This is a genomic window from Pseudoalteromonas sp. B131b (assembly GCF_037162545.1).
GTDB lineage: Bacteria > Pseudomonadota > Gammaproteobacteria > Enterobacterales > Alteromonadaceae > Pseudoalteromonas > Pseudoalteromonas fuliginea.
This window is the reverse complement of record NZ_JARLUZ010000002.1, coordinates 699,645-722,164: the sequence shown is the minus strand read 5'-3', so window position 1 is coordinate 722,164 and position 22,520 is coordinate 699,645. Positions and strand designations below refer to the sequence as shown.

Here is a 22,520-nt window from a genome sequence, read left to right as displayed (position 1 = left end):
AGTTAATTATTTTTTGTAAGGCTTCGCACTGCGAAGCCTTTTGTTGTTTTTTAAAGAGGTAGTTTATGCTTCCCGTGATCGCTCTAGTTGGGCGACCCAATGTGGGCAAGTCCACATTATTTAACCGTTTAACACGTACTCGTGATGCGCTCGTAGCCGATTTCCCTGGTTTAACACGAGATAGAAAATATGGCCAAGCTAGTTATGATGGCTATGAATTTATCGTGGTAGATACGGGTGGTATTGATGGCTCAGAAGAAGGCATCGAAATCGAAATGGCAGATCAATCTCTGCTAGCCATTGAAGAAGCCGACATTGTTCTGTTTTTAGTAGATGCTCGTGTAGGTATGACCGTAGCTGACCAAGCAATTGCTAATCACTTACGCAAGCAAGATAAAAAGTGTTTTGTTGTTGCCAACAAAACCGATGGTATTGATGCAGATTCAAACTGTGCTGAATTTTACCAATTATCATTAGGTGAAATTCATCATATTGCAGCATCCCATGGTCGTGGTATTACGTTATTACTTGAGCAAACACTTCAGCCGCTTATTGCTGAATTAGCTGCACAAGACGAAGACGTAACAGGCGATGACGAAGAGCTTATTAATCTTTACGAAGAAGATGAAGACAGCGACACCGATCACCAGGCATTTGCAGACAAACCTGTAAAGCTTGCTATTATTGGTCGTCCTAATGTTGGTAAGTCTACACTTACTAACCGCATACTCGGTGAAGAACGCGTAATTGTATACGATATGCCAGGTACAACACGTGACTCTATCTACATTCCGATGACGCGAAATGAAAAAGAATATGTGTTAATTGACACAGCCGGTGTTCGCAAACGTAAAAAAGTAAGCGACGTAGTTGAGAAGTTCTCTGTAATTAAAACGCTTCAAGCAATCGAAGATTGTAACGTTGTGTTATTGATTGTTGATGCTCGCGATGGTATTTCAGATCAAGATTTAAGCTTATTAGGCTTTGCTCTTAACTCAGGTCGTTCATTGGTAATTGCAGTGAACAAATGGGATGGCTTAGACGATTACGTTAAAGATCGTATTAAATCAGAGCTCGATCGCCGTTTAGGCTTTATTGACTTTGCACGCCTACACTTTATATCTGCACTACACGGTACAGGTGTTGGTCATTTATTCGAGTCTGTTGACGAAGCGTATGAATCAGCGACTAAACGTATAAGTACTGCAATGTTGCGTCGTATTATGGACATGGCTCAAGCCGATCACCAGCCGCCACTTGTTCGTGGTCGTCGTGTTAAGCTCAAATATGCGCATGCCGGTGGTTATAACCCACCACGTATTGTTATTCACGGTAACCAAGTTAAAGATTTACCAGATAGTTATAAACGCTACCTGATGAACTACTACCGTAAAGCGCTTAAAATTATGGGCACCCCAATCAAAATTGAATTTAGAGAAGGTGAAAACCCATTTGCTGGTCGTGTTAATAAAGTAACACTGTCGCAAAAGCGTAAAATACGTGCATTTGCTAAAGAAAATCGTAATAAATAAATTCGTTAAAAATTAGTTTATTGTAATAAAAACGGCGTACTTTTTAGTACGCCGTTTTTGTTTTAATATGTTTTTAACAGTCACAAACTAAGTAAAGCTAAGCGAACCAAGTTCTCAACGGTGGTTTCATGCGCACTTTTATTTTTATTAGTTGGCGTAAACCTAGAAGTAGGTGATTTAATAGTTATAAACCCATGATTGGTTGCCATTTCATGAGCTAATAGCTTACGCTCTTTGGGTGTTAAGTGGTTTTCGTGTATTTTTGCCAGCTCGCCACTATCAAGCCATATTCCTGCACAGCCTGGGCATTCATCTATTTCAACGGCCTTTACTGGCGAAAAATACCTGCGCATCATTACAATTTTTTTGCACTTTGGGCAATTAATTCGTAGCGATACATCGTATTCACTCTCGCTATGTTCACTCAAATGCTTTAGCAACACCTGACCATGCTTTAGCTCTGGCGAGCTAAATTTAAAAATTTGGCTGTTATCAAAAAATACGCCGCCTTGCGCTGAAGTGTAAACAGTAATACCGCCAATTAATAACGGCTCAAGAGAGGCATTTGTACGTGGGCAATGCATTTAAAACTCCTTTTATTTTAATACTTAACTTATACTACTTTACTCAAGCGCTTTGTGAATAAGCCCAACAAGTGGTGCGGGTAATGTAATATTACCTGCAAGTACAAACTCATGCGCTTCATCTGACATTTTTTGCCAAGTACGACGAATTATACCAATCCACTTTTCCTCATTGTAATCTGGTTTTGCATTGGCAAATCCAAGCATATAATGTTCAATAAACACCAAACTAGCCACATTTTCAACAAGCTGGCTGTCTGGATTACGTTTAATATTCTTTTTAGCGACCGCATCGTACACTCGGTTTTGCTCAGCTTCATCGTAACCAGCTTGCTTCATGAGCGCAACAACACTGCTAGCATGAAATATATAAAGTGCACTGCGCCATTGATGATAGCCCTGCTTATTCATTTCAAAGTCACTACGTGGCGACTTCCAGCGTTGTATATGCTGCCCGCGCACTGCAATTTGCATGAGTTCATCGGCATCTGGTTTAAAACGAGTTAACATTTCGCTCATGCGCAAGGCGTATAAACTTTCTTTAGGAAAGCGTTGTCCATTGTGCTGTTCACTATTTGGGTCTTGGTTATTAGCTTCATCAATTAAGGTAATTACTTTATTAAACATGACGGTCATTTTTTATAATAAGTTTTAATCATTCTAAACGCTGATAAAACAATAAACTAGTACGCCAATCAGTTACGCAGTGAAATTTGTTCAATCAACAGTAAAACCTAGAGGTACTGGTTATAAAAGTAAGCGCATTGATTAAGTTAACTTGGTACTATATTGAGCACAAATTAAAATAAAAAAGCGCGATAAATAATAACTAACTCGCCAATAACGGATGACTATGTTTAAAAAAAGTATTCTAGCTATATGCTTAGCGGTTGTATCGCTACCAAGCTTAGCCGACAGTAACACTGATTTAAAAACCATTATTGATAACCATTGGCAAAATGCCAAAACCGAAAAAATATTTTTTCGTACCGACCCAGACGGCTGGAAACCCAGCGGTACATTGCCAAATTGGAGCGAGCAAGCCATTGCAAAGCGCCAAGCTTATAACAACAGCGTACTAAAAAGCTTAGCCAGCATTGACCCAAAAACGCTCAACAACGAGCAGCTAATGAACTACCGCTTATTTAAATATGAGCGAGAAACAGAGCAGCAAAGCTACCTTTATCAAGATAAGTATTTTCCGGTTAATTTTTTAAGTGGCTGGCATACTTATTTTGCCGAAGCACCGGCTAACATGGCATTTTTAACACCCGACGATTACAACGCATTTTTAATCAGCCTTGCCGACTACCCTCGATTTAATCAGCAAAATATTGATTTAATGAAAGAAGGTATAAAAACAGGCTTTACTCATTACTGCAAAACCTTTGAAAATTACAGCCAAAGCATTAGCGCGCATATTGTTAAGCAACCTGAAAACAGTGCCCTTTACGAGCCCTTTACACGTATACCAAACACGTTTACAGCAGAGCAAAAAGCCACATACCAAAATAAAGCAAAGGCCTTAATCAGCTCAAAAGTAGTCCCTGCTTATCAGCATTTTTACGACTTTTTTGAAAACGATTACATGCCTAACTGTAGAGCCCAGCCGGGTATTGCAAGCGTTAAAGGCGGGCTTGAGTATTACAAATATGCAGTTAATTACTACACCACAACCAATGCCACACCAAAGAAAATTCATGAGCTTGGCTTAAAAGAAGTCGCGCGTATTAAAGCGCAGATGCAAAGTATTATTTATAAAGTAGGTTTTGATGGCACATACAGCGATTTTTTAGAATTTTTAGCAACCGATGAGCAATTTTACGCAAAAGACGCGCAAGACTTGCTAGAAAAAACCGCTTTTATAACGCAAAAAATGTATGGAAAATTACCAACCTACTTTAATCATTTACCGCGTAACACCTTTACTATTAAAGGCTCAGCGAGTCGTGGTGCGTTTTATATGCCACCTGCTGATAACCGCTCCCCTGGCACTTACTTTTTGGCCTCAACACCTAAGCTACAGCCTTTGTATAATTTAGAAGCACTAAGCCTTCACGAGGCAATACCAGGGCACCATTTACAAAACGCCATTGCAATGGAGTTAAATGTACCCGAATTTAGACGCACACTTAGCCACTCAGCATTTGGCGAAGGTTGGGCACTTTACACAGAACGCTTAGGTAAAGAAGCCGGCTTTTATCAAAGCCCCTACAGCGACTTTGGTCGTTTAGGTTATGAAATGTGGCGTGCTGTGAGGCTTGTTGTTGATACCGGTATTCATGCGTTTGGTTGGAGCCGCCAAAAGGCTATTGACTACTTGGCAGATCACACTGCTTTGCCACAAAGTGCGGTGGAGGATCAAATAGATCGTTATATTTCATGGCCAGGCCAAGCGCTTTCGTACAAAATGGGCGAAATAAAAATACGCGAACTACGCGCAAAAGCTGAAAAAGAACTAGGCGCTAAATTTGATATACGCAGCTTTCACGACACCGTTATAGGTCAAGGTTCACTCCCTATGGCTGTACTTGAAGACGTAATAAACGATTGGATAGCAGAGCAAAAATCAGCTATTTAACATTAAAGGAGGCGGTATTATTTGCCGCCTCTTTTTAAAACCCTCTTAAACACCTCAAAACTAATCCCTACCCGCTTTTGCTTCGTAAAGTTAATGATTACAAAAACCTGAGCTAACCTATGAGCAAACGCATTTTATATTGGCTACAAAACGATTTACGTCTAACCGACAATGCTATTTTTAGTGACCTTGTGTCGCAGCAATGCGCACTAGATATTGTATTTGTTATAAACCCACACTGGTTTAAAAATAATAACTACCAACAAAAGCCATATGGCGTGCATAAACATCAGTTTTTAATGCAAAGCTTGTACGAACTACAACAAGCACTTATTGAGCGTGGGCAAACCCTACATTTGCTTGAAGGCGAACCCGTATCGCTTTTAAAAGCGCGTATAAATGAGCAAAATATAGATGAAGTGGTATACAGCGAGCAATTTGGCCTGTACGAGCAACGCCAAATAAACTTACTCAAAGCACATTGCCCAAATACACAATTTACAGGAACGCAACAAGACACACTCTATAAACAAAGTGACCTACCGTTTGATTTAAGCGAATTACCTAAACACTTTACCCCGTTTCGTAAAAAGGTAGAGGCCGCCACTAGCCCCATTTCACTTTCAACATTACCAAACGGTTTGCTCCCTCAGCCAATAACCTTGTGCGCTAAAAAACCTTTAGAGCGTATAGCAAATAATGGTGTAATGCATGGCGGGTTTAAAAGTGCGCAAACACACTTAGAGCAATACTTTTCAGGCTTGCTGCCAAGTACTTATAAAATAACTCGAAACGAGCTTGATGGCTTTAATAACACCACAAAATTTAGTACCTGGCTTGCTTTTGGCTGTGTAAGTGCGCGGCAAGTTTATAAAGCAGTTGAGGCGTACGAACAAAGTTATATAACAAACGAGTCTACCTACTGGATTAAATTTGAATTGCTATGGCGAGAGTATTTTAAATGGCATGCACTTAAGGCCGGTAAAAGCCTGTTTAGCTTTAAAGGCCAAAAGCAAACCAAACCCCTTACTACATTTATGCCAAGCCGATTTGCTGCATGGTGTAATGGCTCAACACCCTACCCATTAGTCAATGCCATTATGAATGAGCTTAATGCTACGGGTTATATATCAAATAGAGCAAGGCAAATTGCAGCAAGCTGCTTAGTAAACGAGCTTGGCCTTGATTGGCGATACGGCGCAGCTTATTTTGAACAGCAACTGATTGATTACGATGTAGCCGCTAATTGGGGTAATTGGCAATATATAGCAGGTGTAGGCGTAGATCCGCGTGGTGGTAGGCACTTTAATATACAAAAACAAACGTTACAGTTTGACCCGCACACTGTTTACACTAATAAATGGCAAGGCAATAGAAATACCAGCAGGCAGCTGGATACCTTAAACGAAGTTGATTGGCCAATTTAAGCCGCCAATCAACTTTTACCAAGTAACGTTTAAAACAGCTCAGCAATGCCTATATTAATAGCGTAACCACCCAATGTTAAAAACAAAAATAAACACAGCGCCAGTAACAGCGGTTTAATACCCGCTTGGCGAATTGCCCCAACATGTGTGCGTAAGCCCAAAGCCACCATCGCAATGGTTAGTAATATATTATCAAACCAAACAACTGCGCTTGTAGCCACTTGAGGAATAACTGATAGCGAATGTACACCACTTGCCACAATAAATAACACCGCAAACCAAGGGATTGTAATACCTGCTTTTTGCTCGCCGCCATGCACGTTATTGTTTGTTTTAGCATGCTTTTTACTTTGCCAAAACGATAAGCCCACTAAAAATGGCGCAAGCATCATCACCCTTAGCATTTTTTCTATAACGGCGGTATCAGCAGCATTGGCGCTTACAGCTGTGCCCGCTGCAACCACTTGTGCTACTTCATGAATGGTTGAACCAACAAAAATACCATATGCGTGCTCACTCAGCCCCATATAATCAAACATAATTGGGTAGGCAAACATGCTTAACGTGCCAAACACCACAACCGTTGCCACCGCTACCGATACTTTATGCGCCTGCGCTTTTATAGCCGGCTCAGTTGCCATAACCGCAGCGGCACCACAAATAGAACTACCCGCGCCAATTAATATGGTTGTTTGTTCATCAAGCTTAAATACGCGCTTACCTAGCTGCACTGCCAAAATAAATGTGCCTAACAGCATTACAACATCGGTTAATAAGCCTTCCCAGCCCACGCCCGCTACTTGCGCAAAAGTAATTCTAAAACCAAATAAAATAATACCCGCTTTGAGTAAAATACTTTTAGCGTAATCAACACCTACATCGGTACGCGTAGCTATACGCGAAAACACACTGTTGCCCACAATAATACCAACCACAATACCAATAGTGAGTGAGCTAAATTGCGCAGTTTGCATTATTGGTAATTTACTCAGCGCAATAGCAACACCCGCAAGTACAATAACCAGTAACATGCCAATCCACCAGCGCGTATCGCCGTATTGCTTAGTATTAATACCCAAAGGCTGAAAACTATTTTTAATAGCGCTAAGCATAATATTCCCTCACTTAAACCATGTTGATGTGTTGACTTAATTGTAAAAAAGCTCAAAATATAACTCCAATATATTAAAATCATGATTTGATAACCTAAGGTTATACAGTTTAAGGTGTTCAATGAACTTACATGCACTTAGGGTGTTTTATACAGTGGCTAAATTGGGTAGCTTTTCAGGCGCAGCCGAAGCGCTTTTTATAAGCCAGCCCGCTGTTTCTAAGGCGCTAAAAGAGCTAGAGCATCAGTTAAACATTCTACTTATTGAACGTGCATCTAAGGGTAAAAAGCTCACCTTAAGTGAAGGTGGACAAGCACTTTTTGAACATGCGCGTAGTATTTTTGCTATTGAAAAAGCAGCCATTGAAGATATTAAATCGCGCACAGGCCTTAAGCGCGGCACACTTGTTATTGGCACCAGTACCACCATTGCCAGTTATTGGTTACCGCCTTATTTAGCTAAGTTTTGCGCGCAGTACCCAGATATAAAAGTAGAAGTACAAGTTGCCAATACCGCGCAAATTGAGCTTGCCTTACTAGAATGCACTATCGATTTAGCACTGGTTGAAGGCACACCAACCGAGCCGCATATTATAAGTAAGCACTGGCAAAACGATTTAATGAGTATCGTTATACCCAGTAACTTTAAGCCCGCTAAAAACTTAAAAGCATGGTTAAACAAACAGTTTTGGTTATTACGTGAGCCGGGCTCGGGCACTTTAGAAATGTCGGTTAAGTTATTAGCCCAACATGGCGTAATAGCAGAGCGCAGTATGCAATTGGGCAGCAACGAGGCAATAGCAAGGGCTGTTGCTCAAGGTATGGGGGTCGCTTTATTGCCAAACGTAGTTACTGAGGATTTAGTGCAGCTAGGTAAATTAACACGCCTGAGCCAAAAAAATAACGAGCAACTCTCTCGGCCGCTATACCAACTGCATTATAAAGACAGACCGTCTTCACATGCCGCACAAGCATTCGAAAAAAGCCTGTTTAGTGAATAATGTTTATATCAATAAGTGTACACGCGATTTGTAAGTCGCGTATATGCAATTATTGGTAAGCTTAGCCTCTTGTTGAGTGCTTTATTGCTCGACATATTTAAATGTATTCGCACCATCAAAATATCTGATATTTACTGCTTTAATAATATCTGAGTTTACCATTCTGGCATTTATTGCAACTCTATTTGTACCATTATCTCGTTTTTGAGTGTAATGAGTGGTGCAACCACAAAACGAGCACGAGTGATACGAACGTAGTTTATTACCCCATAGATATACAGCATTATTTGATTCTTGTTTTATTACTACTTGATTCGCTGTGTAATATACCCACAAAGCTGCAATACGATAACATATGGAACAATTACAACTGGTTACTGATTTCGGTAATTTTTTTGTGGTTATTGCTATATTTCCACAATGGCAAGTTGCTTCGATCATGTAGCCTCCTTGGACAGTTAACACTTTAGTATTTACACAACACGCAGTTTATGTTGCATAATCGCTTATTGAACTAACAAAACTAGACCGCCACTAAGCAGGTTTAACTGGAGATCATCCTAATATTGTTCAGCCTCTATCTAGGGTCTTATATGGACTCCCCGTAAATGTCAAAAAGAAAAAGTTAAAATAAATTTAGATGCTAGCTTATATACGGGCTCAAATTATTTAAACAGGACAGCCACTCTAATTGAACAGACAAAAAATCTCCTAGATTCTAATTGGAAGTGCACCACCTACACATTAATGTATTAATAAACTATTTATTGCAGCTCACCATCTAACTTATAAACAGATTAGCTAAACCGACAAGCTCTAATATAAATAGCTCTATTTACAAGCCCTGCGTTAAGTCTTGCGCTAACGTACCCGTTGGCTTTTCAATTACGCGTACTAACTCTTTGCCATTTTGCTTAACAATAAACGTAGGTGTGTATTGTAAGTCGTGGGCCTGTGCAATGCCTGCATCATCGCGTTTGTTGTAGCCTACGGCCACGTAGTCAATACTGGCAAGGGTAACTTTAGATTCATCTAGCAACTTAATAAGCTTTGGCACTTCGCGCTGACTGTCGTGGCACCACGTGCCGAACAATACAATAAGCTCTTTACCTGCTAATTTTTGCATTAGCGCTATATCTTGCGCCGTTGGCGTAAACACTTTGTATTGTTCGTTAAATTTATCGTAGTCGCTTAGCAGTGCTTGCGTACTTATCTCGCCCGAAAATGGCGCCGTAGCAGCGCAGCTTACAAGCGGCATGCTTAAAGCGCACAGTAAAATTAATTGTTTAAACATAAGGTTACTCTTACTTTAGGTATTAATTTAGGTATTAATTTAGGTATTAAACGACTATACCCAATATTGAGTGTGGAGTGAACAACTCAAAACCGTTACTTTTTATCCATAAAAAAGTTAACTTGCGATAAGTTAGTTAAATATTCTCGCCTTACGTTTTTATTCTCAGCTAGCTTATCTAAGTCACCAATTAAGGTAACTAGTTTATTATGAGAATGGCTGCTTGTTTTTTTAAACTCGTCTTGCTTTTCGTCGCTCTCAACACGCTCTTTTTTATTCATGTTGTAGCTGTTTTCGCTTTCTTCAAGCCAAATATCGTCAATTAAGCGAATGTCGCTTTTAGTAACGGTTTGCTCTTGCATCGCCATTTGCAGCTCGTATTGATTTGTTTGCGGATTAAACTCAAACATTTTTGTATCAACATCAACCTCGTGAGACTGATCGAGCCCCACAAGTTCTTTATTTTTAACGGCGGTGTTTACGTTATAACTCTCTTCTTTGTCGTAATAATCAGGGCGACTATATTGATAATCAAAGTGGCTACTTACATTTTTACTTTGCGTTACACCGCTAAGATCCCCTAATTGGGCTTGTTCAGTCGCTTGGCTTAGCTCAATTGTACTTTTAGGTTGATAGTCGCCGTTATCAAGCGCATAAGAAAACGTAGCATCAAAATCAGCGAGCTTAGAAATACCCGTGCCTAATGTATTTGGCGCCTTATTACCAAGCCCTTGGTAACGGGCATCGTTTGTAATCATGTTATCAACCAAATCAGCAACCATGGCGCGCCCGTCATTCAAGTGCTGTTCTGCAAGTGACTCCAAATTGCTATAACGCTCAGCCGCTGATGACATACTCGCAAAAGCGCCTTTAAACAATGCAAAACCTTGTTGCATTGCCTCATCGCCACTTTTACCAAATGCCGATGTTTTATCATCTTCAGTACTGTTTACTCGGCTATCTTCTAGGCTTTGATCGAGCGACGCTAAATACTGCTGCATTTGCTGCGTATCTTTAGCGCCAATGGTAGACATATCGAGTGCAAAGTCGATTTCGTTTTTCCCACTCTCAGCCTTAAACACAAGCGCTTGCTGATTTTTCGTTTCATCAATGGAGTAACTTAAATCAAGCGTGTTTTCGCCTGTATCAAGCGCATCATTTTGCGTTGTTGAAAACGACACATTAAAACCGGTTAACTGCTCACTATTAAAGCCCGCTAAAAAATCTAAGCTCGTATCTGTTTGATTTGGGACTATAAGAGGGTTGAATGAATTTTCACTCACTTTAAAAAATTCATCGGCCATTTCGCCAACACCCGCCATAACCTGCGTTAAAGCGCCATGTTCAGCCTCTGATAAATTGCCATTAACTTCGTAACTTATGCCAAAACCATCTATCGCTTCACCTGTTTCTTCGTCATAACCTTGTGATGAGTTAAAGGTAATGTTTATAACATCACCCTCTTTAGTTTTTACCGAAAGCTCAAACAGGTAGTTATCGTCATCCTCATATTTTGCGCGATTGAGGCTTTCCATGTATGGATTAAGTGAGCGCTCAACACGTTGCTGGCTTGAGGCTAAAAAGTTTTTTGCTCATGCCCTAGCTGACCTAAACTCGATAAAATATCACTGGTATTAGCATACGCGCCCTGAATATTTTTAACTGACGTATTTAGTCTCTCAATTAATTGAGTGCTGTTTTCGTTTTTTAATAACCCCTCATGCTGAGAGCTTATTACGGTGCGCAGGGCAAGTTCTTCATCGGAGAGTTTATATTTAAGCGCGCTAGGTGTGCTTGAAATTGTAAATAAAGAGGTAAGTTGCTGTTGTAAAACGTCACTTACCTTTTGATTACTGGCTAGTGCTTCATCAAGAGTTTCATTATTTAACTGGCTTAATAACCCATCGGATATTTTTGGCGCGTTAGTTTGCAAATCATTAATAGCTTGAAGATCGCCGCTGGTTAGTAGCGCAGGAGTCACAGAGGTTTGGTTAGTGTTATTAACTGATTGGGCAAGCAAAGTGTTTAAATTAGCCAAACTGCCAAATACATTATTAACCATGATTATCCCTAATCGCTAAACTCTATTAAGTAATTTATCGGTCGTTTGGTTAAAAGCTTTAGGTTATTTGAACGCTTAAATTTGAGCTCAACAATGAGCAGATTAAATCACAAGATCATATTTTTATAATTGTTGATTAAAATTCCACTCTGAGTCGAAAATGAGCCTATTTATCCACTTTTAGACTGCATTTATAATGATTTTTAAATAGTTGTACTTGAAAATAACTATTTTCTTCCTTCAGGCTGTATAAAATTTAACTCTATGGAGAGTATTTATGAAAAATGAAATAACGTGCAATTTTTTTCTTGATGTGAAAGAAGGTAAATTAATAGAGTTCAAAGAACTCATTTATAAAATTGTGGATGTTGTAAAAAAGGAGCCTGGCACTTTAACGTACACATATAATATCAGTGAAGATGGGAAAAAAATTCACATCGTTGAGAGATATAAAAATATAGCGTCAATCATCAGTCATATTGATGAAAGTTTTGCGCCATTCGCGAAAGCTTTTTTATCCTTGGTTGATATTTATGCATTAAATGTTTACGGTGTTCCAGATAACAATTTACGTGAGAGACTGGACGTATTTGGCGCTAAATACCATGTATTAGTGGATGGGTTTTCTCGATAATAATACAAGAAAAGCACTAATATAAAATTATACACTTGTGAATATTACTCTTTTTATAAATAACCAGCTTATATATGAGGGCTATTTATCGACAAGAGAATTGCGCTAAAACTAGCAAAAACACGTATACATAATTGTTCTAAATAAAAATATTTAACCTGCCCCCTGGTTAAGAGATTTACTAACGTATTCAATCATGGTGATATTTAAATTTATTTTCTCTAGCCAGAGGTTTTCAGTGAAACAAGGCGAATTTACGCGTCAATAGCTGGCCTATTGCAAGTAAATTCAACGCCGTTAGCGTTTAAACTAGCTGCTTTTAATTTGCGACTCTATTAAAACAATTTCTGTGTATCTTCAGCATAAGCAATAATGAAAGGTATTTGTAAAAAAAGTATAGAAGAGAGCCATTGATTATAGTTCTAACTCCATCAATGGCTTATTTATATCTGTATACCTATGATGATTTTTTAGCGTTTCAGCAAAAATTTCTCCTGAAATAGCCCAATCTTCTGTTTTTACATCATTAAAAATAACGTAAACATATTGCGGATCAACATCAGCGTGTTTAGCTATTGATGCTGTCACTTCTTTTGCTATCGCTTGTTTAGCATGATCACGACCTTCAAACATTTGAATATTAACTACTGGCATTAGGTATCTCCTTTAATTAGATAGGTGTTAACTCGTCAACGATATGACGAAAACAGCATAACAAAGACGCATAAGTAGATAAATACGTAAAAAGGAGACTCTAAGTAGCATTAATTTCTACAATTAATTAAAATTACCTTCATCTGATAAGCGTACAAATTCGTCAATAATAAACCTGACACTGGGCAGGAGATGTTTTGTTTTTGGCCAAATAATATGTAACTCAGTTGAAGCAGGATTTAACTCTGGCAAAATTGGTACTAGCTTACCTTCATCTAGCCAAGGCTGAAGCAAAGACTTAGGGAACTGAATGATTCCCGCGCCAGCAATACAAGCATCGACCATAGCATCACCATCACTAATTTGATGAAAGGGCTTAGGATGAAAGCGCATATCATCACCATCGGTATTTTTAATTAACCAATGTAGTGAACTACCGCCTCGCCAAGCCACTATGCACTGATGGCTTGTTAACTCAGCAAGACTCGTTGGGGTACCTAAACGTGCTAAATAAGCAGGAGAAGCGGTTAAAATCAAATGTTGAGAAGTCAGTTTTCTAGCAACTAAATCACCACTATCTTTAATGGCACCAAATCGAATAGCTAAATCAAAGCCAGCATCGAGAGGATCAATAATTTTATCATTAAAAGTTACTGTTAGTTTTAATTGTGCATGTTGCTCAGCAAGCTTCAATAAAACAGGTAACACAAAAGAGCGACCAAACGCAGCTGGCACATCGATTCGTACTCGACCTGAAGGTTGGGATAATTTTGATTGTAACGCTAACTCTGCTGACTGAAGGGTATCTAATGCCAATTGACAGCTTGCTAAATACGCCTCTCCTTCAGTAGTTAAACTCAGTTTCCTAGTTGTGCGATGAAAAAGCTTGGTGTTTAAATGATTTTCTAATTTAGCAATGCTTTTACCTAATGCTGATTTGGAAATACCTAACTCTTCAGCTGCTGCGGTAAAGCTTTCATTTTTGGCCGCTGCGGTAAAATAGACAATGCCTCGAAAGGAATCAGATAACACTGTTGACGACATACAATAACACCTATTTATATGGTTAAAAATAAAACACTTCTTTCTAAATAATTACCTTATATTTGGCCTTAGATCATTACGACCTCGCATGGTCACTCAACATCAAAAATCGACCGTCAAGGCTACTAAAATGTTTTGATGTAGTTACTTGGAATCATAGCCAATACTTCTCAAAAGCTCTAATTATATGTAAGTTATCAGAGTATTCTAATTTCGAAACTATATCCAAATATTCTACTTTGTAAAAAACAGACTGTGTATCTAACTGAACTCTAGTTAAGAGGTTTACTAACACATTGAGACATGATTATATTTAAATTTATTTCTCTCTCACCAGAGACTTCCAGTGAAAACAAGGCGAATCTACACGTCAAATATTAACTTCATACCTTATAATTTCTGATTGAGAAATGATTTCAAAATCGAGTAAAAAAGGACCGATCCTTTTTGATCAAACCACTCAATAATTGTACTAATCAATGCAATTAGTCATAATTCTGTAACTTTGATCCGCGATAATCTTTATCCGATAAATGAATACACTCTAGAAGATTAAGTAAGATGAGTACACCTTTAGTGCAACTAACATTTGCACTGCAATCATTTGAAGATCCGATGTCTGCGGCTATGAGCCACACCATGGAATACGAAAAATTATCGCTTACAGCCAATGCTGCGCATAATATTACACTGCAATGTGTATTGCCTGATGCAGTCAATGAGGGCGATATAATTTCGCTTAGCGCAACACATCCAAGTGCGCGTGGTGCACAGTACTTTAGTGAGCACACACTCACTAATGCAGATCTTGAACGTGATTACGTAAACCTTACTTTGAGCCAAATTACACAAAGCCAATACTTTGTAATGCAAATGATGCTGCACGGTAAACACGCAACTTTAAAAAACAGCCTACAATTCGATATGCATATTAACGCATTTGAACAAGGTTACTGCGCACCCTTTGTTAATGTAGAACGGACTAAACCACAAGGTATTCGTAGCTATTTTGCGAGTATGGGATCTACGTTTTTATCGCTGTTTTAGTGCTGGCTGCACTCTTTGCAGATTTATAAGTTATTAGTCTGCAAAACTTACTTTACCCATAGTGACTCCCGCGATACCTTGTGCAGTATTACTTAGGTGTTGCTGCTCTCCTGCTAGGCATTCGTTTGCTAAAATAGCAAATAACACGGCCTCTTTTGCGTCGGGATTTATACCTAAATCGTCAGTATTTTTAAAAGCCTTAATACGTGGACAAAGCGCTGTAAGTTGCGCCATTAGTAACGGATTATGAATACCGCCACCACTTGCATACACCACACAATTTTGTGCGCGCTCTGCACACTCGTTTAATGCATTTGCTATAACGGTTGCAGTAAAGGTATTTAAGGTGGCCATTATATCTTCATAGCTTAAATGGTGAGTATTTGTAAGTTGCTGTGCGGCGTTTAAATACGCTAAGTTAAATACCTCAGGCCCTGTGGTTTTAGGCATTGGGAGTTTAAAAAACGCGTTATTACATAATGCATTCAATAATGGCGTATTTACCTTGCCTGCTTTTGCTATTTTTGCGCCATCGTCATAATGTAGTCCTATAAAATGCTGCTGTACGTAGGCATCCATAATGGTATTACCGGGGCCAATATCGGAGCTAAACACACCGTTTGCATCACCATTTTTGGGTAAAAACGTTAAGTTAGCTATGCCGCCCATATTTAGCAAAACCCGACTTTCAATAGCGCTCGAAAAATATAAATAATCGCCATACACAGCCAGTGGTGCGCCCTCGCCTCCTGCGGCTATGTGTTTTTGCCTAAAATCCCCAATGGTTGTAATACCCGTAGTAACGGCTATTTGGTCGCTATCGCCAATTTGTAAGGTGCCGTTATTAAAGCTTTTGTGATTATGTTGCGACTGCGGACAGTGGTAAATGGTTTGCCCGTGGCTCGCTATTACATCAATATTTGCTGGTTTTATTTGCCAAGTATGTAAGCACTGGTTAACCATATCGCCATGGAGTTTACCTACCCACGGGTGCAATAAAGTAACAAGCTCTAAATCGCATTCTCGCTTAGCAAATACCTGCTTTATTTTAGTTTTATAATCGTCGTTGTAGTCAACGGTGGTAAAATTTAAAACCTCAATGTGTGTATTTAAGCCTGCGCCCGTTACTTTACACAGTGCAACATCAAGCCCGTCCAACGAGGTTCCGCTCATTAAACCAATAATTAAACGGCTTGGTTTTTGGGCGCTGTTATAAAGCGCTTTAATGTGAGGGTGCATAATGGCATCTAAAATAGGTGTAATATTTTGCTTATATTAGAGGACTTTAAAACAAAGTAATAGACATAACTCTCACAACAAACACTTGAGTAAATTAAACTGATAGAAATCCAGTTTAAAATAACTAATACTTTACAAGTAACTGATTCATGGTGTAGTTTTATTATGCGAGGCGAGAGTTTAACTTTCTGCTGTTAATCTGCGGCGGTCATTGGCATGTTTCATTTATATCCGTTTCTGATGCTCTGCTCCTTGGTGTATCAATGTATAAGAGAAAACAAAGTCGCCTCGCTTTTTTATGGATGAATATTTTATGAGTTACCAATGCTGAATTTTTCTACTTCACTAATAATCAAGACACCAACATGTTTGAAAGAATGTAAATGTGTTGAAGGTTTAGCTAGGTTTCTTGGGTTTACTTCTTACAGTCAATTAGATGAACTAGTATACCCATCAATTAATCATCTTTATTATAGCTTTAAAATTCCAAAAAAAACGGTCATAAGCGCATAATAAAAGCACCGAGGAAATCTTTAAAAAGTATCCAAGAATTGATCAACATTGAATTAGGTAACTATTTTTCTCCTAGAAACTCGACTCACGGCTTCATTAAAAATCGCAGTATTGTAAGCAATGCAGCTAAACATGTAGATAAAAAATATGTATTGAATTTAGACCTTGAAAATTTTTTTGATTCAATCCATTTTGGACGAGTAAGAAATCTGTTTTGTTCTTACCCCTTAGTTTTATCGAAGCCTGTTGCGACAGTGTTATCTCATTTATGTTGTTATCAAGGAAAGTTACCCCAAGGCGCACCAACATCTCCTATTATTTCAAATATGATAGCTTACCGGTTAGATAAAGAAATTCAGTATTTAGCATCGAATAATAGGTGTACATATACACGCTATGCGGATGATTTGACGTTTTCATTCACCCAAAAAAGAAGAAAACTACCCAGATCTATAGTCAAGGTATCGAGTGATTTAGACATCACTATTGGCCATGACCTCAAGGAAATTATATCAAAAAATGGATTTACTATTAATGACTCTAAAACACGCATTTCTTCAAAATGCCAAAGGCAAGAAGTTACAGGGATCACAGTTAATGAAAGAATGAATGTTCCCAGAAGTTTTATTAAACAAACTCGATCAATGCTTTATGCTTGGAAAACTTTTGGGTTAGAGAATGCCGAATTCCACTATTTAGACAAATATCATAAGAAAACCTTATTTGAAAAGCACAAAAGAAAAATAGATAAAAAAGAGGGGGTATTTTTTCAGAAAATAGTCAAAGGGCGTATTAATTTTATAAAAATGGTACGCGGCTCAGAAGACATTATTTATAGAAAAATTGCTTATGACTATTCTGTATTAACTGGTAAACCTAATTCAGACTTAATTAAAACCCCCTTAGATAAAGTGTGTGATTCCATATTCATCATTGAAAATATGCTTGATGCTTCGCAAGGGACAGCTTTTTTATTAAAAGATATAGGGATGATAACAAACGAACATGTCGTGGAAGGTATTGATGAAGACAACCCTGAGCTTCTGGAGTTTTTAGGCATTTTGAGCAAACAAATAAGAAAAATGTTACTTTTAAAAAATCTTGTAAATCTAGAGATTTGGCAATATTAAAACCAACAAAAGATTTTAATGGTATCAAAAGGCTCGACGTTGGTGATGATAGCTCACTAGATATTGGTTCAGAAGTTACAGTGTTAGGCTTTCCTCAATACTCACCAGATGAAACCCCCTATATAAATACTGGAAAAATTATACAGTCGAAAATATTATATGACCAAAAAATATGGCTTTTGGATATTCCTATAATTCATGGGAATAGTGGCGGACCAGTATTAGATAAAGATCAAAAAGTTATTGGCATAGCATCCAGAGGATCTGCAAAACACGACCAATCAACTAAGCTACATGGCTTTATACCCATATCAACTTTGTTGAAGTATTTTAAAGAAAAATCTTAATAATTACCTATAGAGCAATTTCAATACCTCTTTTATATAAAAATCATTTGTGGACGGAATCCAATGATCACCCTCAGAGATTTTAAAGCCCAAGACGCGCCTTTTATTATTAACACCTTAAATGATGAACAGGTGACTCGTTACTTATCGTCAAAAATTCCGTTCCCGTATACTCAAGCCGATGCTGATTGGTGGATAAACCAAGGCTCAAAAAACGGTATTATTAAGGCCATTGTTGTAAATGGGGAATTTGCGGGCTGTATTGGCATAACTTCCGGCGAATTTGAATACAGCCACAGTGGCGAAATTGGTTATTGGCTAAATAAAACCTATTGGGGGCAAGGCATTATTACTCGCGCTATTGAACTTATCTGCGAAGAAGCGTTTGCGCAATCTAACCTAAATAGAATTTTTGGCGCTGTGTTTGCTGGTAATACTGGCTCTATGAAGGCACTTACTAAGAGCGGCTTTGAGCAAGAGGCTGTGCTTAAACAGGCCATTTATAAAAACGGGGTGTTTTACAACAATCATATATTTAGTAAGCTAAAATAAACCATTTAGAATAAATACTCTGCAAAGCTTGAATTACCAGTACCTCGCCCAAAGCTCATCTATTGAGGTAAAAATATATATTTACACTGCTTAGCACGCATTATTGTTTAGTTTAGGTTAGATATTAATTTAACGCATAAACATTCGCTAAGTAAATTCACTTTAATAGGAGATCTTTTATGTCTACAACTAGTCGCCAACTTACTCTTGAATCACGCCCTAATGGCGCTCCAACAGATGAAAACTTTAAATTAAAAACAGTAGAGCTTCCTGCATTAAAAGACGGCGAAGTTTTACTACGCACTATTTACCTATCACTAGACCCGTATATGCGTGGTCGTATGAGCGATGCTAAGTCGTACGCAGACCCAGTTAATATTGGCGATGTAATGGTTGGCGCAACCGTGTGCCAAGTAGAGGAGTCTAAAAACGATAAGTTTAGGATCGGCGAATGGGTACTTGCCTACACAGGTTGGCAAGACTACGCCATTACCGACGGCGAAGGCTTAATGCAGTTAGGTAAAGAACCTGCAAACCCTTCATACGCATTAGGTATTATGGGTATGCCTGGCTTTACTGCTTACATGGGTTTACTTGATATTGGCCAGCCTAAAGAAGGCGAAACCGTAGTTGTTGCAGCAGCAACAGGCCCTGTAGGCGCAACCGTTGGTCAAATAGCTAAAATTAAAGGCTGTAAAGTAGTGGGTGTTGCTGGTGGTAGCGAAAAATGTGCACACGCAGTTGAAAAACTAGGGTTTGATGCCTGTATCGATCACAAAGCTGATGACTTTGCGGAGCAGCTAGAAAAAGCCTGCGATAAAGGCATTGATGTTTACTACGAAAATGTGGGCGGAAAAGTATTCGACGCCGTACTGCCACTATTAAATACCGCAGCGCGCGTACCACTGTGTGGTTTAGTATCGCAATACAACGCTACTAGCTTGCCAGAAGGCCCAGACCGCTTAGGTATGCTAATGGGTCAATTGCTTACTAAGCGTATTAAAATGCAAGGTTTTATCATTTTTGATGATTACGGTGACCGTTACGACGAGTTTGCACAAGACATGCAAAAATGGCTACAAGACGGAAAAATTCAATACCGTGAGCACATGGTAGAAGGCATCGAAAATACAGTAGGCGCGTTCAACGATATGATTTGCGGCAAAAACTTTGGTAAAACAGTGGTTAAAATTAATAACCCACTTTAATTTTAAACGGCTTGTAAGGCCAAGCCCTTACAAGCCACAAAAGGACTGACATGATCAAACTACACCATTTAAATAAATCCCGTTCTAAACGTATAATTTGGCTTTTAGAAGAGCTAGATGTTGACTACGAAATTGTTGCTTATCAGCGCAATAAAGACACCTTCCTAGCACCTGACGAATTAAAGCATATTCATCAACTTGGTAAGTCTCCGGTAATTGAAGACGGCGGTTTAATTATTGCTGAATCAGGCGCTATTACCGACTACCTTATTTCTAAATACGGTAACGGTAAATTTGCTCCAAAAGTAGATACCGCTGAATATGTTGACTACCAGCAATGGCTTCACTTTGCAGAAAGCTCAGCAATTTTACCGCTTTTACTTAAAATGTTTGTACTAAAAGACGGCGCTAAAACACAGTTTTTAGAAGGCTATGCCGACGCTGAAACAGCTAAAGTAATTAGCTACTTTAACGACCGCCTTGAAAGTAAACGTTATTTAGTGGGCGATACCCTAACGGGCGCTGATTTTATGATGTCGTTTATTGTTGAAATAGTTAAAAACTCAGGTCAATTAGCGCACTTTAAAAACCTCGTTAAATACGACGAGCAATTACAAAGCCATGAAAAGTTTCATACAGCTAATGAACTAGAAGCAAAGTACGACTAATAAATGATTTAATACAGATAAATTCAAGAGGCCTTAGGCCTCTTTTTTAGCTTTATAGCTTAACCATAAATTTTATATACATATTTTTTACAAAAAAACTTATTATTGTGCTAAAACCAATGGTCATGGTGCATAATACATTCATTATTATAAAATTTCTTAATTGTACTGGTAAGCTTAAAAACGAGTACTTTTCATATTTGGGACAAATCATGACAATAAATATGCGCTTAGCTACTGGTTTCGGCGTGATCTTATCAATGATGCTTATTTTAACCATTATCGGAATTTCACGTGTTAGCCTCATTAACTCTAATATTACTCACATAACAGACGTAAATTCGGTAAAGCAGCGATACGCTATTAATTTTAGAGGCAGTGTACACGACAGGGCTATTGCAGTTCGCGATGTTGTGTTAATAACAAACCAGAGCGATTTAAATACAGTTTTTAATAATATAAAAGAACTCGACACATTTTATCAAACATCGAGTCGCGCTATGGCCGAGTTAACTACAGATATGTCGAGTGCAGAGCGCGCTCTTATAAATAAGATTAACCAAATAGAACGACGTACCCTCCCTTTTATACAAAATGTAATAAGTGCTAGAAATGCAGGTAATTTAAACGAGGCTTCGAATATTTTATTAAACGATGCCCGCCCTGCTTTTACCGAGTGGCTTAATACCATAAATCAATTTATAAACTTGCAAGCGCAAGCAAACCAAACCACTACTATTGATACTCTCGATATTGCCAGCTCGTTTGAAATTTGGATGATTTCGCTAACGGCACTCGCTATTATCATTGGTGCAAGCGTCGCTTATATTATTAGCCAACTGATCAGAAATTCAGTCGGTGGAGAACCGCAAGAAGCCGCTGAAGTAATTGCACTTATCGCACAAGGCGATTTAAGAGGCGATGTACACTCGTGTTGCCCCAACAGCATGATGGCATCAGTAGGAGTAATGCAAACTAAGCTAAAAGCCATTGTAGATAGTATTATTAATTCATCTGAAGAGCTCTCAACACATTCGGCAAGTGTGGCATCAGGCTCACAACAAGCACTAAGCGCAGCCGATACACAAGTGACATATACCAATTCTGCTGTCAGTAGTTTAGAAGAAATGAGTCGCAGTATTCACTCTGTTGCCGATGCAGTAAGGCAAACTGAAGACAATTCAAAAATTACGGCCCAGTTATCGCAGCAAGGCAGTACGGCAGTGCAAAAAGTAGCAGCCGAAATTGAACAAATATCGGTAACGGTAAAAGCGACGGTTACTCAAGTAAATGTACTTCAAGAACATGTAAAGCACATTGGCGATATTTTAAGTGTGATACGCGGTATTTCTGATCAAACAAACTTGCTTGCACTAAATGCTGCAATAGAAGCCGCAAGAGCAGGCGAAACAGGCCGAGGGTTTGCCGTTGTTGCTGATGAGGTAAGACAACTTGCCCAGCGTACCGGTGATGCAACAGGCGATATTGAAAAGATGATTTTGCAAGTACAAGAAAACACGCAAGCATCGGTAACAGCAATGGAAACCACTGTACCGCAAGTCGAAAACGGCTTAACGCTTACTCACGAGGCAAACGAGTTACTACACCAAATACAGCAACAAGCTAACGACTCATTAAGTAACGTACTTGAAATTGTTGAAGCAACATCAAACCAAGTAGCCACCGTGGCGCAAATTAGTACCGGCGTTGAAGAAATTGCCAGTATGTCGAAAGAAACCAGTATGTCACTTAATAGTAACGCACAAGAAGCCGTTGCATTAGCTGACCTTTCAAACACACTTAAGAAATATATTAGTTACTTTAAAGTTTAAGTGTTTAGCGTTTTACAGTAATTAAAAAAGGGGCTTTAAGCCCCTTTGTTGTAGGTAGTA

22 protein-coding genes are annotated in these 22,520 nt (G+C 38.7%); 12 read left to right on the top strand and 10 right to left on the bottom strand.

What is annotated here, in order from left to right:
• Nucleotides 1–65: 65 nt before the first annotated feature.
• Nucleotides 66–1,532: a ribosome biogenesis GTPase Der gene (gene der / locus P4S65_RS21135; RefSeq protein WP_033017497.1), complete on the top strand. Its 1,467-nt coding sequence runs from the start codon at nucleotides 66–68 to the stop codon at nucleotides 1,530–1,532.
• An 80-nt stretch (nucleotides 1,533–1,612) separates the two neighbouring features.
• Here der and P4S65_RS21130 read toward each other — a convergent pair whose 3' ends face one another.
• Nucleotides 1,613–2,116, bottom strand: coding sequence for a TFIIB-type zinc ribbon-containing protein (locus P4S65_RS21130; protein ID WP_007377433.1), 504 nt, complete (start codon nucleotides 2,114–2,116; stop codon nucleotides 1,613–1,615).
• A gap of 39 nt (nucleotides 2,117–2,155) precedes the next feature.
• Nucleotides 2,156–2,743 (bottom strand): DUF4202 domain-containing protein, encoded by a 588-nt coding sequence (locus P4S65_RS21125; RefSeq protein WP_007377432.1) that lies wholly within the window; start codon nucleotides 2,741–2,743, stop codon nucleotides 2,156–2,158.
• A 226-nt stretch (nucleotides 2,744–2,969) separates the two neighbouring features.
• Between P4S65_RS21125 and P4S65_RS21120 the strand changes: the two genes are divergently transcribed.
• Together P4S65_RS21120 and P4S65_RS21115 are read left to right on the top strand one after the other, a co-directional pair.
• Nucleotides 2,970–4,697, top strand: a complete 1,728-nt coding sequence (locus P4S65_RS21120; protein WP_337121132.1) for a DUF885 domain-containing protein — start codon at nucleotides 2,970–2,972, stop codon at nucleotides 4,695–4,697.
• A 119-nt stretch (nucleotides 4,698–4,816) separates the two neighbouring features.
• A complete protein-coding gene (locus P4S65_RS21115; RefSeq protein ID WP_337121131.1) occupies nucleotides 4,817–6,124 on the top strand; it encodes a DASH family cryptochrome in 1,308 nt (435 codons plus the stop codon).
• A gap of 29 nt (nucleotides 6,125–6,153) precedes the next feature.
• Here the strand turns inward: P4S65_RS21115 and P4S65_RS21110 are convergent, their stop codons facing one another.
• Complete coding sequence (locus tag P4S65_RS21110; protein ID WP_337121130.1) at nucleotides 6,154–7,236, bottom strand: YeiH family protein; 1,083 nt, start codon at nucleotides 7,234–7,236, stop codon at nucleotides 6,154–6,156.
• A 121-nt stretch (nucleotides 7,237–7,357) separates the two neighbouring features.
• Here P4S65_RS21110 and P4S65_RS21105 point away from each other — a divergent pair, with 121 nt between their 5' ends.
• A complete protein-coding gene (locus tag P4S65_RS21105; protein ID WP_337121129.1) occupies nucleotides 7,358–8,236 on the top strand; it encodes a LysR family transcriptional regulator in 879 nt (292 codons plus the stop codon).
• Between the two features lie 81 nt (nucleotides 8,237–8,317).
• Here P4S65_RS21105 and P4S65_RS21100 read toward each other — a convergent pair whose 3' ends face one another.
• The 4 genes from P4S65_RS21100 to P4S65_RS21085 form a co-directional block, all read right to left on the bottom strand.
• Nucleotides 8,318–8,677, bottom strand: coding sequence for a GFA family protein (locus P4S65_RS21100; RefSeq protein ID WP_337121128.1), 360 nt, complete (start codon nucleotides 8,675–8,677; stop codon nucleotides 8,318–8,320).
• Between the two features lie 394 nt (nucleotides 8,678–9,071).
• Nucleotides 9,072–9,530: a thioredoxin family protein gene (locus tag P4S65_RS21095; RefSeq protein WP_337121127.1), complete on the bottom strand. Its 459-nt coding sequence runs from the start codon at nucleotides 9,528–9,530 to the stop codon at nucleotides 9,072–9,074.
• A gap of 95 nt (nucleotides 9,531–9,625) precedes the next feature.
• A complete protein-coding gene (locus P4S65_RS21090; RefSeq protein WP_337121126.1) occupies nucleotides 9,626–11,065 on the bottom strand; it encodes a hypothetical protein in 1,440 nt (479 codons plus the stop codon).
• A 41-nt stretch (nucleotides 11,066–11,106) separates the two neighbouring features.
• On the bottom strand, nucleotides 11,107–11,592 hold the full coding sequence (locus tag P4S65_RS21085; protein WP_337121125.1) for a hypothetical protein: 486 nt from the start codon (nucleotides 11,590–11,592) through the stop codon (nucleotides 11,107–11,109).
• A 277-nt stretch (nucleotides 11,593–11,869) separates the two neighbouring features.
• Here P4S65_RS21085 and P4S65_RS21080 point away from each other — a divergent pair, with 277 nt between their 5' ends.
• Nucleotides 11,870–12,226 carry a putative quinol monooxygenase gene (locus P4S65_RS21080; protein WP_007377423.1) on the top strand — a complete coding sequence of 119 codons (357 nt, stop codon included), beginning with the start codon at nucleotides 11,870–11,872 and terminating at the stop codon, nucleotides 12,224–12,226.
• 414 nt (nucleotides 12,227–12,640) lie between these two features.
• Here P4S65_RS21080 and P4S65_RS21075 read toward each other — a convergent pair whose 3' ends face one another.
• Both P4S65_RS21075 and P4S65_RS21070 read right to left on the bottom strand, forming a co-directional pair.
• A complete protein-coding gene (locus P4S65_RS21075; RefSeq protein ID WP_337121124.1) occupies nucleotides 12,641–12,880 on the bottom strand; it encodes a tautomerase family protein in 240 nt (79 codons plus the stop codon).
• A 123-nt stretch (nucleotides 12,881–13,003) separates the two neighbouring features.
• Complete coding sequence (locus P4S65_RS21070; RefSeq protein WP_024604337.1) at nucleotides 13,004–13,924, bottom strand: LysR family transcriptional regulator; 921 nt, start codon at nucleotides 13,922–13,924, stop codon at nucleotides 13,004–13,006.
• Between the two features lie 561 nt (nucleotides 13,925–14,485).
• Here P4S65_RS21070 and P4S65_RS21065 point away from each other — a divergent pair.
• The gene (locus P4S65_RS21065) at nucleotides 14,486–14,971 is read left to right on the top strand and encodes a hypothetical protein (RefSeq protein WP_337121123.1); all 486 of its coding nucleotides are present in this window, start codon (nucleotides 14,486–14,488) and stop codon (nucleotides 14,969–14,971) included.
• Between the two features lie 33 nt (nucleotides 14,972–15,004).
• Here P4S65_RS21065 and P4S65_RS21060 read toward each other — a convergent pair whose 3' ends face one another.
• Nucleotides 15,005–16,210: an anhydro-N-acetylmuramic acid kinase gene (locus P4S65_RS21060; RefSeq protein ID WP_337121122.1), complete on the bottom strand. Its 1,206-nt coding sequence runs from the start codon at nucleotides 16,208–16,210 to the stop codon at nucleotides 15,005–15,007.
• A gap of 509 nt (nucleotides 16,211–16,719) precedes the next feature.
• Between P4S65_RS21060 and P4S65_RS21055 the strand changes: the two genes are divergently transcribed.
• The 6 genes from P4S65_RS21055 (at nucleotide 16,720) to P4S65_RS21030 (ending at nucleotide 22,460) form a co-directional block, all read left to right on the top strand.
• A complete protein-coding gene (locus P4S65_RS21055; protein WP_337121203.1) occupies nucleotides 16,720–17,853 on the top strand; it encodes a reverse transcriptase domain-containing protein in 1,134 nt (377 codons plus the stop codon).
• Nucleotides 17,841–18,200: a S1 family peptidase gene (locus tag P4S65_RS21050; RefSeq protein WP_337121121.1), complete on the top strand. Its 360-nt coding sequence runs from the start codon at nucleotides 17,841–17,843 to the stop codon at nucleotides 18,198–18,200. Before P4S65_RS21055 ends, P4S65_RS21050 begins: the two co-directional genes overlap by 13 nt.
• Nucleotides 18,201–18,263: 63 nt before the next feature.
• On the top strand, nucleotides 18,264–18,752 hold the full coding sequence (locus P4S65_RS21045) for a GNAT family N-acetyltransferase (protein WP_337121120.1): 489 nt from the start codon (nucleotides 18,264–18,266) through the stop codon (nucleotides 18,750–18,752).
• A gap of 179 nt (nucleotides 18,753–18,931) precedes the next feature.
• Complete coding sequence (locus tag P4S65_RS21040; RefSeq protein WP_007377416.1) at nucleotides 18,932–19,960, top strand: NADP-dependent oxidoreductase; 1,029 nt, start codon at nucleotides 18,932–18,934, stop codon at nucleotides 19,958–19,960.
• A gap of 50 nt (nucleotides 19,961–20,010) precedes the next feature.
• The gene (locus P4S65_RS21035) at nucleotides 20,011–20,628 is read left to right on the top strand and encodes a glutathione S-transferase family protein (RefSeq protein ID WP_096794241.1); all 618 of its coding nucleotides are present in this window, start codon (nucleotides 20,011–20,013) and stop codon (nucleotides 20,626–20,628) included.
• 212 nt (nucleotides 20,629–20,840) lie between these two features.
• On the top strand, nucleotides 20,841–22,460 hold the full coding sequence (locus P4S65_RS21030) for a methyl-accepting chemotaxis protein (RefSeq protein ID WP_337121119.1): 1,620 nt from the start codon (nucleotides 20,841–20,843) through the stop codon (nucleotides 22,458–22,460).
• Nucleotides 22,461–22,520 lie beyond the last annotated feature (60 nt).

Coding starts and splice junctions, on each gene's coding strand:
- der (WP_033017497.1), top strand. CDS start 66: ATGCTTCCCGTGATCGCTCTAGTTGGGCGACCCAATGTGGGCAAGTCC.
- P4S65_RS21130 (WP_007377433.1), bottom strand. CDS start 2,116: ATGCATTGCCCACGTACAAATGCCTCTCTTGAGCCGTTATTAATTGGC.
- P4S65_RS21125 (WP_007377432.1), bottom strand. CDS start 2,743: ATGTTTAATAAAGTAATTACCTTAATTGATGAAGCTAATAACCAAGAC.
- P4S65_RS21120 (WP_337121132.1), top strand. CDS start 2,970: ATGTTTAAAAAAAGTATTCTAGCTATATGCTTAGCGGTTGTATCGCTA.
- P4S65_RS21115 (WP_337121131.1), top strand. CDS start 4,817: ATGAGCAAACGCATTTTATATTGGCTACAAAACGATTTACGTCTAACC.
- P4S65_RS21110 (WP_337121130.1), bottom strand. CDS start 7,236: ATGCTTAGCGCTATTAAAAATAGTTTTCAGCCTTTGGGTATTAATACT.
- P4S65_RS21105 (WP_337121129.1), top strand. CDS start 7,358: ATGAACTTACATGCACTTAGGGTGTTTTATACAGTGGCTAAATTGGGT.
- P4S65_RS21100 (WP_337121128.1), bottom strand. CDS start 8,677: ATGATCGAAGCAACTTGCCATTGTGGAAATATAGCAATAACCACAAAA.
- P4S65_RS21095 (WP_337121127.1), bottom strand. CDS start 9,530: ATGTTTAAACAATTAATTTTACTGTGCGCTTTAAGCATGCCGCTTGTA.
- P4S65_RS21090 (WP_337121126.1), bottom strand. CDS start 11,065: ATGGAAAGCCTCAATCGCGCAAAATATGAGGATGACGATAACTACCTG.
- P4S65_RS21085 (WP_337121125.1), bottom strand. CDS start 11,592: ATGGTTAATAATGTATTTGGCAGTTTGGCTAATTTAAACACTTTGCTT.
- P4S65_RS21080 (WP_007377423.1), top strand. CDS start 11,870: ATGAAAAATGAAATAACGTGCAATTTTTTTCTTGATGTGAAAGAAGGT.
- P4S65_RS21075 (WP_337121124.1), bottom strand. CDS start 12,880: ATGCCAGTAGTTAATATTCAAATGTTTGAAGGTCGTGATCATGCTAAA.
- P4S65_RS21070 (WP_024604337.1), bottom strand. CDS start 13,924: ATGTCGTCAACAGTGTTATCTGATTCCTTTCGAGGCATTGTCTATTTT.
- P4S65_RS21065 (WP_337121123.1), top strand. CDS start 14,486: ATGAGTACACCTTTAGTGCAACTAACATTTGCACTGCAATCATTTGAA.
- P4S65_RS21060 (WP_337121122.1), bottom strand. CDS start 16,210: ATGCACCCTCACATTAAAGCGCTTTATAACAGCGCCCAAAAACCAAGC.
- P4S65_RS21045 (WP_337121120.1), top strand. CDS start 18,264: ATGATCACCCTCAGAGATTTTAAAGCCCAAGACGCGCCTTTTATTATT.
- P4S65_RS21040 (WP_007377416.1), top strand. CDS start 18,932: ATGTCTACAACTAGTCGCCAACTTACTCTTGAATCACGCCCTAATGGC.
- P4S65_RS21035 (WP_096794241.1), top strand. CDS start 20,011: ATGATCAAACTACACCATTTAAATAAATCCCGTTCTAAACGTATAATT.
- P4S65_RS21030 (WP_337121119.1), top strand. CDS start 20,841: ATGACAATAAATATGCGCTTAGCTACTGGTTTCGGCGTGATCTTATCA.